The organism is Vogesella lacus (assembly GCF_979366295.1).
Window position 1 is genome coordinate 120,908 of sequence record NZ_CEETQT010000005.1, and the last position, 12,356, is coordinate 133,263.

Genomic DNA, 12,356 nt, shown 5'->3' on the forward strand with positions numbered 1-12,356 from the left:
TCTAAACGTGTCGCGAATACCCATGTAGGCGACCGTCGCTGCCGGATTCTTGAAAAGATGTGAATAATCACGGCCGCCCCTGCTGTCGCTGCCAGGCCAGGCCGGCAAATTCGTCGGTGCGTTTCTGCGCCTGCTTTTCGGCGCTGTGGGCAATCCCTGCCGCAGTACGCGCCGCCACATCCCCAAGCACTTCGTGCCTGAGGTTGGCCGCCAGCAGTGCCTGCTGGCTGCGCGTGCGATCCGCCGCCAGCAGCTGCAGATCCAGCTGCTGCGAGGCTTTCAGCGCCAACAGATGATTCTTGTAAGCCGCGCTGTTCAGCGCCAGCGCCGACACGGTCTTGCCGGCCAGGCCACTGCCACGGCACAGCTCGTCCAGCCGTGCCAGATTGCGCTGGTAGCGTTCTTCTTCCTGGCGCTTGAGTGCAACTTCGCGCTGCAGGCGCTGCACATCCAGTGCCTTCAGCTGCATCAGTTGTGTGAGTTGCTGTAACTGTCTTTGCTGCGGATTCATGCCAGTGCGCCCTCCATTTGTGCCAGCACTTGCGCCAGCGTGGCGACGCTGTCGGCCGGCTGTTGCAGGATCTGTTCGATCTGCGGCATCAGCCGCACCGCGCGGTCGGCCTGCGGGTCGGCACCCGGCACATAAGCGCCTAGCGGAATCAGCCCGCGGATTTCCTGATAACGCGCCCACAAGCCCTTCAGGCCACTGGCCAACGCGCGGTGTTCGCGGCTGGTGATCTGGCTCATGCAACGGCTGACCGACGCACCGATATCAATCGCCGGGTAATGCCCCTGCTCGGCCAGGGTGCGTGACAGCACGATGTGGCCGTCGAGAATCGCCCGGGCGGTATCCACCACCGGGTCTTGCTGATCGTCACCTTCGGCCAGCACGGTGTAGATCGCGCTCATGCTGCCTTGGCCGTGTTCGCCATTACCGGCCGTCTCGGCCAGTGCCGGCAACATGCCGAACACCGAAGGCGGATAACCGCGTGTCGCCGGCGGCTCGCCCAGTGCCAGCGCCACTTCGCGCTGCGCCATCGCATAACGGGTCAGCGAATCAACCAAGAGCAGCACATTGCGGCCCTGATCGCGAAAATGCGCGGCAATGCTGTGGCACAGCTCGGTGGCCTGCAGCCGCATCAGCGGCGATTCGTCGGCCGGGGCCACCACCAGCACCGCCTTGGCCAGGCCTTCCTTGCCCAGCGAATGCTCGACAAACTCGCGCACCTCGCGGCCGCGCTCGCCGATCAGGCCGACCACCACCACCTCGGCCTCGGTGTGGCGCGTAATCATGCCCAAGAGCACGCTCTTGCCAACGCCGCTGCCGGCAAACAGGCCGACACGTTGGCCGCGACCTATGGTCAGCATGCCGTTGATCGCTGCCACACCCACATCCAGCGGCTGCGCCACCGGCTGCTTGCGTAGCGGGTTGATCCGTGGCGGGTGGGCGGCCAGCGGCCAGTCGCCACCGAGACGACCGCCATCATCCAGCGGCTCGCCCAGACCGTTGACGATACGCCCCAGCCAGCTGTCGCCTATCATCAGCACGCTGTTATCCGGCGACGGAATCACCCGCGCGCCGGTGCACAGGCCGGTCGGTTTCTTGAACGGCATCAGGTAGGCGACTTCGCGGCGGAAACCCACCACCTGCGCCGCCAGCATCTCGCCGCTGGCGGTCTCGATCTGGCAACGCTGGCCGGTGGCCAGCGGGCAGCCGACGCTTTCCAGCAGCAAGCCGCTGGAGGCCACCAGCTTGCCGGTGACGGTGGCCAGCGGCACATCGGACAGATCGAGTCGGGTCAGCGAGTCGCGCAACATCATTGCTCTCCGTCTGCCTGCGGCTTGGCCTTGCGGCTGCGTGCGGGCTTGGCCGGCACAGCGGTTTCGGCGCTATCAATTTTGGCAGCGGCGCTGCGGCTTCGGCGCGGCTTGGCCGGCTGCACTGCATGCTGGGCGGTCTCGTCGGGCTGTTCCGCCGAGACTGGCGCAACAACCATGCTGTCGGTCGATGCCGGCTCGTGCGCATCCTGTGCCAGTTGCTCGCGCAGGCGATCGACGCAGGCATCCAGTCTTTGTGCGCAACCGGCGTCGATGCTGCTTTCGGCGCTGCGGATACGCACTTCGCCATGGGCGAGACTGTTGTCGGCGCGCAAGGCCCAGCGGCTGGCACGCTCGGGGGCCAGCTCGCTGATGCGCTGGAATTCTTCGCTATTGAGCAGCACTTCGACTTCGCCACTGAGCGGCGGCAAGGCGGCGAGGGTTTCTTCGACCAGCGCCAGAATCTGCGCCGGCTTGAGCGCCAGTTCGCAGCGGATCACCTGTTTGGCCACCTTGGCCACCAGATTGATCACGTCGTCGCGCAACGCGGCCTGATAGTCGACACGCGCGCGTTCCATCGCGGCGGTGACTGCTTCCAGCGGGCGGGCGGCATCGGCAAACTCGGCGCGCAGCTGGGCCAGCGCCTCCTGCCGGCCGGCCTCGCGGCCTGCGGCCAACCCTGCCTGATAACCGGCCTCTTGCCCGGCCGCCAGGCCAGCCTGTTCGCCACCGGCATAGCCTTCGCTGTAGCCAAGCTCCATGCCCTGACGGTAGCCGTCCAGCGCGGCCTGTTGTCCGTCCTGCTGCCCATCATGTTGCGGGCTGCCAGCGGAAAGCGGCAGTTGCAGCAGTGGCGGAAATCGGTAGGTGCGCCAGCTCACTCGACCACTTCCTCAGGGAAGAGCTGCAGATTGATCTCGCCGGCCTCGGCCAGTGTCTTGACCTGGGCCATGATGTCGCGGCGCACTTCTTCGACGCGGCTGAGCGGCACCGGGCCGGAGCGGCGCATCATCGCCTCGAATGCCTGTGCCTGACGGCGCGGCATGGTCTGGGTAATCGCTTCGCTGACTGCCGGCTCCGCGCCCTTGAGCGCGATAGACCACATCTCCAGCGGAATCTCTTCGGTAATGCGCAACAGCACCGCCTCGGTCTGGCGCGACAGCACGAAGAAGTCGTACATACGTGCCTCGATCTCGCTGACGATGGCCGGATCGTGGCCGCGCAGCAGCTCGATCATGCGGGCGCGATCGCCCGGCAGACGATTGATGATGTCAGCAGTCTGCTGCATGCCTTCGACTGGCGTGCTCTGGGTGTGCAGGCTATCCAGGCACTGGTTGACCAGCTCTTCCAGCTCGATCAGCAATTCGCTGTCGACATCCTTCAGCCGTGCGATATTCACCAGCACCAGATCGCGGCTGGCTTCGGGTAATTCTTCCACCACCTGCCCGGCCAGTGTCGGCGGCAGAAAGGCAAGAAACACCGCCTGCATGCGCACGTGCTCGCCGGCGATGCGCTCGGCCAGCCACTTGGGTGACACCCACTGCAAACGCGCCATCTTGGGGCGGATGGCATCGCCATAAATATTGTTCAGCACGCTGTTGGCGATATCGCTGCCCAGTGCCAGATCCAGCGAACGCTTGAGGAAGGCGCGGCTGGCGCCATGCACGCCGCTTTGCTCACGGTATTCGTCAAAGAATTTCTGGATGCTGGTTTTCACCGCATCGACCTTGATGCCGCTGAGCGAGGACATTTCCTGCGTCACCGCCAGCAATTCTTCGCGCGACAAGCAGCGCAGCACCGCCGAGGCCGGCTCTTCGCCCATGCACAACAGCAGAATGGCCGCCTGCTGCAAGGGGCTCATGCCCTCGGGCATGGCTGCCAGCTCGGCAGCGGATTTATTCTGTTCGACCATTTTTCTGCACCCATTGTTTGACGACTTCGGCCACGCGCTCAGGCTCCTTGGCAGCCAGATGCTTCAGGTGATCCACCAGCACATCGACTGTCGAGCCGGCCGGTGGCAGATCGTAGTTTTCCAGTAACGGCACCACCGCATGACGGCCGGCATCCGGCGTCGGCAGGCCGGCGGCACGCTCGGCAGCCTGCATCTGCGGGTCGGCATCCGACTGATGCTCGCGCACGTCGGCGGCGCCTATGGTGACCGGCGCGGCATCATCCTTACCCAAGGCCAGCGGCAGCGCGGCTGGCGGCTGTGTGGCCAACCTTTGCTTGAGCAGCTTCAGGAGCGGACGCGCCAGCAGCAGGTAGGCGAGGAGGCCAGTGATGGCATAACCCAGCCAGGACAGGCCGGTGCCCACCAGCGGGCTTTCCCACCACGGCAGCGCCTCGGCATTGGCGGCCGGGAAGGCCAGCGCCGACAGCACCAGCGCATCGCCACGCTCGGCCTTGATGCCCAGGCCACCACGCAACAGTTTTTCGATATTGGCCAGCTGCTCTGGCGTCCAGCCACGGCCGCCCGGCGCAGCCGCTTCGTTCAGCACCACCGCCACGCTCAGGCGCGACAGTTGGCCGCGCGCATGCTGGATCTGCATGATGCTGCGGTCGTAGGCGTACTGGCGGGTCACGGCATTCTTGCTGTTGCCTTCGGCAGCCGGAGCAGAAGCGTCGGTATTGATCGGGGTATTCGACAACGAGCCCGGCACGCCGAGGGCTGCGCGTTCGCTGCTGGTTTCGAGGCGCGAAGCCTCGTTGGTCACCTTCGGTGCTTCACCGAATTTTTCGCGGGTTTCGCTGATGCGGTCGTTGGCGACTTCGGCGGCAATGCTGACGCGGAAGTTATTGGCACCCACTACCGGTGTGAGGATGTCGCGCACATTGGCCAGCGCCTGCTCGCGGTGCTTGCGCTCCTTGTCGCTCTCGTTGACCGGCACCCCGCCCTCGCCCAGCGTCAGCCGGGCCGACAACAGATTGCCGGCCTGATCGACCAGGGTGACCTTGGCCGGGTCCAGCGTGGAGACGCTGCCCGACACCAGCTTGATCACCGCCGAAATCTGCTCGTCGTTCAGCGTCTGGCCAGGCTTGAGGCTGACCACTACCGAGGCCGAGCCCTTGTCTTCGGCCGCGCCGACAAAGCTGCTGCTTTTCGGCAGCGACAGATGCACACGGGCGGCGCGCACCGGCTCCAGCGCCAGAATGCTCTGCACCAGCTCGCCTTCGAGGCCGCGGCGGAAGCGCACGTCCTGCACAAACTGGCTGACGCCCAGCGGGTCGTTTTTATCCAGCAGCTCGAGGCCGGCCGGCAGCTGCGCCACCACGCCCTTGGCCGCCAGCTGCATGCGCACCTCGCCCAGTCGCGCTTCGGGCACCAGCACCTGGCCGGTTTGCGGATGCAGGCGGTATGGAATCTGGCTGCCATCGAGCACGGCCATCATGTCGCTGGCCGCGACTTTTTCCTGCGCGCCGAATACCGGCTTGTAGCTGGCATTGTCCTGCCACAGGTAGAACACCACCGCCACCGCCAGCAAGGACGACAGCGCAATGGCCGGCAGCAGGTAACGGGTAGCCGAGCCGGCCAGTGCCGGAGCGGGCAGGCCTTTTTCACGCAGGCTGGAGAAGGAAGTTTTCAGTTGGGTCAGCACGGTTCAGCGTCGCTCAGATAGGCATCTTGATCAGGTCGTCCACGGCGGAAACCACCTTGTTACGCACCTGCATCAGCATGGAGAACGACAGGCTGGCCTCCTGGCTCAGCATCATCGCGCCGATCAGATCGTCGCTGCGGCCGCTGTCGACATCGGCCATTTTTTCGCTGGCCACACGGCTCTCTCCGTCCACGGCCGAAACGGCATTCATCATGGCGGCAGAAAAGCTCATCTGGCTGTCAGCAGGCGCGGCGGCGTGTGGCGAGGCGGCGGCAATCTGCGCGAGATTGCTCATCTCGTCCTGGAGCTGGCGCTGATCCGCGCGAATCAGCAAGTCGATCTGGTTGGCCATGGCAAGGTAAACATCCGGTGAAATCAGGCATCAAGGCAGCAAGGTTGGCCGCAGACACAGGCCTTCCGCCCCGCCGCACGCACCACCTCGCCGGTGTATTGCGGCCGCAGTTTAAACCTCTTGCTTACTGATAGTCGGTGTAAATTTTCACAGATGCTTACGTGAATTTTCACCCTACAGCGCCAGCCGGCTTCAGTACCATACGCCCCGATACCCAGAGCAGCGCTACGCGCGACTGCTGAACCAGCCCCCAGCGGATTGATCCAGACACACGCATGCCCAAGTCCAGAGTATTTGCCCCCGCAGAAAGCGCAGCCATGACGGCCGTTGCCACGGCAACACTCGGGCGGCCGTTTCACCTCTTGCCGCAGTTCTTGCGCCGCCTGCAGGTGGCACTGGCCGACTTTATCGAGCGCGAGCTGAACACCCGCTACCACGCCCGCTTTGTTGTCAGCCAGCTCGACGTGGTGGCCAAGGCCGACGAGAGCCTGCGCCGCAGCTGGCACCGCAGCGCGCGCGGCCTGATCGCCGTGCATATCGAGCGGCCGCTGCTCTTGCAGATTCTCGAATACCGCTACGGCGGCAAGAGCGACAGCCAGCCGCAGACACTGCCCAAGGAAAGCGACACCGAACGCCGGCTTGGCCGCCTGCTGGGCCAGCGCCTGAGCCTGTGCCTGCTGCAGCTGTTGGCCGCAGCCGACGACGACAGCGCCCAGCCGGAAGACCTCAGCCATGTGCCGCACCCGGCACCGGTGTGGGAGGTGAAGCTGGGCTTGAGCAATCCGGAAGGCCAGTCGCAAGGCAGCCTGCAACTGGGGCTGGACGAAGCGTTTCTCGCCAGCCTGCTGCAACAGCTGGGCGGTGAAATCCCCGCCAGCGACAGTGCTCCGGCCAAGGCTTTTGCCGACGAGCTGCGTCTGCGCCTCGACACCCGCTTGCTGCAGATGCAGCTGCCGCTGGGCGAGGTGCTGGATTTGCAGGTCGGCAGCGTGCTGCCGGTACGCCTCGCGCCCAAGGCCGAGGTGCTGATCGGCCAGCGCCAGATTTTTGCGGCCAACGTTGTCGAGCGCAGCGGCAAGCTGTGCCTTACCTCTTTTCAGGATGTGGATTAAGCGATGCAAGACGAGAATTTTGATCTGGACGATATGCTGGCCGGCCTGAACCCCGAAGCCGCCCCGGCCGCAGCCGCCCCCGCCACACCGGCTGCCCCGGCGCGCGATATGAGTGCCTTTTTGCGCAAGATTCCGGTGTCGCTGACGCTGGAAGTCGGCAGCGCCGAAATCTCGCTGGCCGAGCTGACCCATATCCAGAATGGCTCGGTCATCGAGCTGGACAAGCTGGCCGGCGCGCCGCTGGATATCAAGATCAACGGCACAGTGATCGGCAAGGCCGAAGTGGTGGTGGCCGGTGAAAACTACGGCCTGCGCGTGATCTCGCTCGACAGCCTCGATCTGGGCAGCCTCGCGCCATGATGTCGCGTCGTGGCCGCCTGCTGGCGGCTCTTGCCCCTGCCCTGCTGCTGGCCGCCCTGCCTGCCTGGGCCGACGACACGGTAAAACTGCTGTCGGCCAGCGGTGTCGGCGGCAATACCGATTTCACCGTCAAGACCCAGATTCTGGTGCTGATGACCCTGCTGGGTCTGCTGCCGGTACTGGTGATGATGATGACCTGCTTCACCCGCTTCATCATCATCCTGTCCTTGCTGCGTCAGGCGCTGGGCCTGCAACAGGGCCTGCCCAACCGCGTGATTACCGGCGTGGCGCTGATCCTGACCTTGCTGGTGATGCGGCCGGTCGGGCTGGATGTCTGGCAGAACGCCATGCAGCCTTACGACCGCGACGAGATCGGCATGGTCGAGGCGCTGGCGCGCGCCGAAGTGCCGCTGTCGCGCTTCATGCTGGCGCAGACCAACAAGACCGCGCTGGCACAGGTGGCCAAGCTGTCCGGCGAGGCGCATATCAAGAATGCGGCCGAGCATGCGTTTACCGTCAAGTTGGCCGCATTTGTGTTGTCCGAGCTGAAAACCGCTTTCCAGATCGGCTGCATGCTGTTTATCCCCTTTCTGGTGATTGATCTGGTGGTAGCCAGCGTGCTGATGGCAATGGGCATGATGATGCTGTCGCCGCTGGTGATCTCGCTGCCCTTGAAGCTCTTGCTGTTTGTGCTGGTGGATGGCTGGTCGCTGACCGTCAACACGCTGGTGACTTCGATACAGGCTTACTGATGCTGACTCCCGATATTGCCGTTGATGTGGTGAATGACAGCCTGCATATCGTGATCCTGCTGGTGACGGTGCTGATCGTGCCCAGCCTGATCGTCGGTGTGATCATCAGCCTGATCCAGGCCGCCACCCAGATCAACGAACAGACGCTGTCCTTCCTGCCGCGCCTGCTGGTGACGCTGGCCACCATTGCGCTGGCCGGCCACTGGATCAGCGGCCTCTTGATGGATTTTTGCGTGCGCATCTTCCAGCAAGCCGCCACGCTGGTGGGCTAAATGGCCGTTAACGGACTGATAGCCGAGCTGGTGACGCTATTGCCGGCGCTGTGGTGGCCGTTTTGCCGCTATATGGCCGCGCTGAGCATGGCACCGTTCATGGGCGAGAGCCTGGTGCCGATCCGCGTGCGGCTGGGCCTGGCGCTGGTGCTGGCAGTGGCCAGCCTGCCGGCCATGCACGACACCCCGGTGATCGACCCCTTCTCGCTGCTGGCGGTCGTCGTCACGCTGGAACAGGCCATCATCGGCCTGCTGTTCGGCCTTGCCTTCCAGCTGGTGATGGTGGTGCTGTCGCTGCTGGGCTTTCTGGTGTCGTCGCAGATCGGCCTGTCGATGGCGGTGATGAACGACCCCGGCAATGGCAACTCGTCCGATGTGATTTCCAATCTGTTCTACCTGTTTGCCGCCCTGCTGTTTTTCGCGATGGACGGCCACCTGTTGCTGACGCAGATCGCCTTCAGCAGCTTCAAGGTGTGGCCGGTCGGCAGCCGCCTGATTCCCGATTCGCTAATGATGTTGGCCGCCAGCTTTGCCTGGGTGTTTTCGGCCGCCATCCTGCTGGCGCTGCCGGCGATTTTCTCGACTTTTGTGGTGCAGCTGGGCTTTGGCCTGATCAACCGCGTCGCGCCGGCGCTCAATCTGTTTTCGCTGGGCTTTCCGCTGGTGACGCTGTTCGGCCTGCTGGCCCTGTTGCTGCAGATGCAGTTCTTGCCCGAGCAATATCTGAAACTCAGCAACCAGATGCTGCTGCTGGTGCAGGCCATGATGGGAGCCGGCCGTGGCTGAGTCGCGTACTGGCGAAAAAACCGAAAAGGCCACGCCGCAAAAGCTGCGCGATGCCCGGCGCGAAGGCCAGGTACCGCGCTCGAAAGACGTGGCCTCGGCCGTCGGCCTGGTAATCGCGGTGTGGCTGAGTTTCTGGCAGATGCCTTACTGGCTGGAAGACTTCCGCCAGTTGTTTGCACTCGCGTTTGCGCCGCTGACGGGCAGCGGCACGCTGGAGAATACCTGGTCGAAACTGTTTTACGGCAGCCTGTGGCTGCTGCTGAAGATGATCCTGCCGCTGCTGATCATCCCGCTGCTGATCATCGCCTTCTCGCTGTTTCCGGGCGGCTGGATTTTTGTCAGCAAGCATTTCTTTCCCAAGCTCGAACGCCTCAACCCGCTCAAGCACTTCGAGCGCGTGGTGTCGATCAAGCATGCCGGCGAAACCGGCAAGTCCATCCTCAAGGCCCTGGTGCTGGGCGCGGTGATGTACTCGGTGAGCCTGGGCGCGCTGCAGGACTTTTTCGCGCTGAAAGACCTGCCGCTGGATGCCGCGCTGCTGGCCGCCGGCAAGCTGCTGCTGCATGCGCTGTTTGCGCTGGCCTCGGTATTCGTGATCTTTGCCGTGATCGACTTGCCCTTGCAGTGGCTGCTGTTCATGCGCGAGCAGCGCATGAGCAAACAGGATCAGAAAGACGAACACAAGAAGACCGAGGGCAACCCGCAGATCAAGCAGCGCATCCGCCAGATCCAGCAGCAGATGGCGCAGCGCGGCATGCGCAAGACCCTGCCCGGCGCCGACGTCATCATCGTCAACCCGACCCACTATGCCGTGGCGCTGAAATACGACGAAAGCCGCGCCGAAGCTCCATTCATCATCGCCAAGGGCGTGGACGAGATGGCGCAGTTCATGCGCACGCTGGCGCAAGAACACCAGATTCCGGTGCTGACGCTGCCGCCGCTGGCGCGCGCCGTCTACCACACCACCCAGGTCAACCAGCAGATTCCCGCGCCGCTGTATCGCGCGGTGGCGCAGGTGCTGACCTATGTCTTGCAGTTGAAGGCTTTCAATAATGGCCAGCGCCGCATGCGACCAACCTTGCCCGAAGCCTTGCCTGTACCCGATCACCTAGCCAATCCGGAAAACGTGTCATGAACCCGCTGAGCCAACTTTCTGCCTTGCTGGCCCGCCACAAGATCGCCATCCCGCTCTACCTGCTGGCGATTCTGGCGATGGTGATCCTGCCCCTGCCGCCGCTGGTGCTGGATTTGCTGTTCACCTTCAATATCGTGCTGGCCATCATCATCATCCTGGTCAGCGTGTCAGCCAAGCGGCCGCTGGATTTCTCGGTGTTCCCGACGGTGATCCTCGGCGCGACGCTGCTGCGGCTGACGCTGAACGTCGCCTCGACGCGGGTGGTGCTGCTGAACGGCCACGAAGGCACCGACGCTGCCGGCAAGGTGATCGAATCCTTCGGCCATGTGGTGATAGGCGGCAATTTTGTGGTCGGCATGGTGGTATTCATCATCCTGATGATCATCAACTTCATGGTGGTGACCAAGGGCGCAGAACGCATCTCCGAAGTGTCGGCGCGTTTCACCCTGGACGCCCTGCCCGGCAAACAGATGGCGATTGATGCCGACCTCAACGCCGGCGTAATCACGCAAGAGGCCGCACAACAGCGCCGCCGCGATGTCGGCAACGAGGCCGACTTTTACGGCGCGATGGATGGTGCGTCCAAGTTTGTGCGTGGCGATGCGATTGCCGGTATTTTGATTCTGCTGATCAACCTGATCGGCGGCGTGGCCATCGGCTCGCTGATGCACGATATGCCGCTGGGGGATGCCTTCCGCCAGTACGCGCTGATGACCATCGGTGACGGTCTGGTCGCACAGATTCCGGCGCTGCTGCTGTCCTCGGCCGCCGCCATCATCGTCACCCGCGTCAGCGACTCGGGCGATATGCAAGAGCAGCTGGGCAGCCAGCTGCTGGCCTCGCCGGTGGTGCTGTATTCCGCCGCCGGCATGATGTTTGTGCTGGCTGTCATCCCCGGCATGCCATTCATCGTCTTTGCCGGTTTTGCCGCGGTGCTGGTCTTTGTCGGCTGGCGTTTGCAGCAGCGCGAAAGCGCACCAGCCAGCAGCAAGCCGCTGGACAACAGCCAGCTGCAACAGGCGCTGGCGGCCGATGCACAAGACGAGCCGGACTGGCAGAGCCTGCCTTACAGCGACAATCTGACGCTGACACTGGGCTACAAGCTGGTGAAACTGATCGACAAGAGCCAGGGCGCACCGCTGTCCAAACGACTCAAGGGCGTGCGCCAGACGCTCAGCGAAGGCATGGGCATGCTGTTGCCGCCGATTGCGGTGCGCGATGACCTCAAGCTCAAGCCGACGCAGTATGCGCTGCAATTGCAAGGCAGCACGCTGGCCGAGGCCGAGGTGTATGCCGACCATCTGATGGCCATCCCCTCGCCTAACCTCTACGGCCAGATCGACGGCATCCCCGGCATCGACCCGGCCTTTGCCATGCCGGTGATCTGGATCGAGCCGCAAGACAAGGCGCGCGCGCTGGGGCTGGGTTATCAGGTGGTGGACTGCGCCAGCGTGATTGCCACCCACGTCAACAAGCTGGTGCGCGATCATCTGGCCGAGCTGTTCCGCCACGATGATGTCAGTGCGCTGAACGAGAGGCTGTCGGCACAAGCGCCCAAGTTGGCCGCAGCCCTGGGCCAGGCGCTGAGCGCCAACCAGCTTCTGCGCGTCTACCGCCTGCTGCTGACCGACCAGGTATCGCTGAAACCGGTCGAAATCATCGCCACGACGCTGGTCGAGGCCGCCGAAAACAGCAAGGACCCGATCATGCTGGCCGCCGAAGTGCGCGCCGCGCTCAAGCGCCAGATCGTGCAAGGCATACTCGGCCCGCGCGGCGAGATGAAGGCCTTCAACCTCGGCGGCGATCTGGAAAACCTGCTGCTGGGTGCCCTGAGCCAGGCGCAGCACAGCGGCAAGGTGCAGCTAGACAGCTTCGCCATCGACCCGAACGTGCTGCAACAGCTGCAGCAAAACATGCCGGTGATCCGCGACCAGATGAAACAGATGGCCACCGCACCGCTGCTGCTGGTGATGCCGCAGCTGCGCCCGCTACTCGCCCGCTACGGCCGCCTGTTCGCCCCAGGCCTGCACGTGCTGTCGTACAACGAAGTCCCGGAAAACCGCGAGGTGAGTCTGGTAGGTACGCTGGGCTGAGGGTTGCCCGAAAACGCTGCGGCCAACCTTGGCCGCAAGCAAAACGCCCGGCATCGGTACCGGGCGTTTTGTTTGGTGGA

13 protein-coding genes are annotated in these 12,356 nt (G+C 63.9%); 7 read left to right on the plus strand and 6 right to left on the minus strand.

The window, feature by feature from the left end:
- Positions 1–67 precede the first annotated feature (67 nt).
- Genes ACZ9W6_RS08095 through ACZ9W6_RS08120 form a run of 6 tightly spaced genes read right to left on the minus strand, consistent with a single transcriptional unit; the run spans position 68 to position 5,766 of the window.
- A complete protein-coding gene (locus ACZ9W6_RS08095) occupies positions 68–511 on the minus strand; it encodes a flagellar export protein FliJ (protein ID WP_465190590.1) in 444 nt (147 codons plus the stop codon).
- Positions 508–1,821 carry a flagellar protein export ATPase FliI gene (gene fliI, locus ACZ9W6_RS08100; protein WP_465190591.1) on the minus strand — a complete coding sequence of 438 codons (1,314 nt, stop codon included), beginning with the start codon at positions 1,819–1,821 and terminating at the stop codon, positions 508–510. The genes ACZ9W6_RS08095 and fliI overlap by 4 nt, the downstream gene beginning before the upstream one ends.
- Positions 1,818–2,699 (minus strand): flagellar assembly protein FliH, encoded by an 882-nt coding sequence (fliH, locus tag ACZ9W6_RS08105; RefSeq protein ID WP_465190592.1) that lies wholly within the window; start codon positions 2,697–2,699, stop codon positions 1,818–1,820. The genes fliI and fliH overlap by 4 nt, the downstream gene beginning before the upstream one ends.
- Positions 2,696–3,730: a FliG C-terminal domain-containing protein gene (locus tag ACZ9W6_RS08110; RefSeq protein WP_465190593.1), complete on the minus strand. Its 1,035-nt coding sequence runs from the start codon at positions 3,728–3,730 to the stop codon at positions 2,696–2,698. Before ACZ9W6_RS08110 ends, fliH begins: the two co-directional genes overlap by 4 nt.
- Positions 3,714–5,414 carry a flagellar basal-body MS-ring/collar protein FliF gene (fliF, locus tag ACZ9W6_RS08115; protein WP_465190594.1) on the minus strand — a complete coding sequence of 567 codons (1,701 nt, stop codon included), beginning with the start codon at positions 5,412–5,414 and terminating at the stop codon, positions 3,714–3,716. Before fliF ends, ACZ9W6_RS08110 begins: the two co-directional genes overlap by 17 nt.
- A 13-nt stretch (positions 5,415–5,427) precedes the next feature.
- Entirely contained in the window at positions 5,428–5,766 is a 339-nt protein-coding gene (locus tag ACZ9W6_RS08120) for a flagellar hook-basal body complex protein FliE (protein ID WP_465190595.1), read from the minus strand.
- A 317-nt stretch (positions 5,767–6,083) separates the two neighbouring features.
- Between ACZ9W6_RS08120 and ACZ9W6_RS08125 the strand changes: the two genes are divergently transcribed.
- From ACZ9W6_RS08125 to flhA, 7 genes are read left to right on the plus strand one after another with little or no spacing between them, the layout of a single operon-like run.
- Complete coding sequence (locus ACZ9W6_RS08125) at positions 6,084–6,878, plus strand: FliM/FliN family flagellar motor C-terminal domain-containing protein (RefSeq protein WP_465190596.1); 795 nt, start codon at positions 6,084–6,086, stop codon at positions 6,876–6,878.
- Between the two features lie 3 nt (positions 6,879–6,881).
- The gene (fliN, locus tag ACZ9W6_RS08130; protein WP_465190597.1) at positions 6,882–7,238 is read left to right on the plus strand and encodes a flagellar motor switch protein FliN; all 357 of its coding nucleotides are present in this window, start codon (positions 6,882–6,884) and stop codon (positions 7,236–7,238) included.
- Positions 7,235–7,990: a flagellar type III secretion system pore protein FliP gene (gene fliP / locus ACZ9W6_RS08135; RefSeq protein ID WP_465190598.1), complete on the plus strand. Its 756-nt coding sequence runs from the start codon at positions 7,235–7,237 to the stop codon at positions 7,988–7,990. The genes fliN and fliP overlap by 4 nt, the downstream gene beginning before the upstream one ends.
- Entirely contained in the window at positions 7,990–8,262 is a 273-nt protein-coding gene (gene fliQ / locus ACZ9W6_RS08140; RefSeq protein ID WP_465190599.1) for a flagellar biosynthesis protein FliQ, read from the plus strand. Before fliP ends, fliQ begins: the two co-directional genes overlap by 1 nt.
- A complete protein-coding gene (gene fliR, locus ACZ9W6_RS08145) occupies positions 8,263–9,048 on the plus strand; it encodes a flagellar biosynthetic protein FliR (RefSeq protein WP_465190600.1) in 786 nt (261 codons plus the stop codon).
- Positions 9,041–10,183, plus strand: a complete 1,143-nt coding sequence (locus tag ACZ9W6_RS08150; RefSeq protein ID WP_465190601.1) for an EscU/YscU/HrcU family type III secretion system export apparatus switch protein — start codon at positions 9,041–9,043, stop codon at positions 10,181–10,183. Before fliR ends, ACZ9W6_RS08150 begins: the two co-directional genes overlap by 8 nt.
- Positions 10,180–12,276, plus strand: coding sequence for a flagellar biosynthesis protein FlhA (gene flhA / locus ACZ9W6_RS08155; protein WP_465190602.1), 2,097 nt, complete (start codon positions 10,180–10,182; stop codon positions 12,274–12,276). Before ACZ9W6_RS08150 ends, flhA begins: the two co-directional genes overlap by 4 nt.
- Positions 12,277–12,356 lie beyond the last annotated feature (80 nt).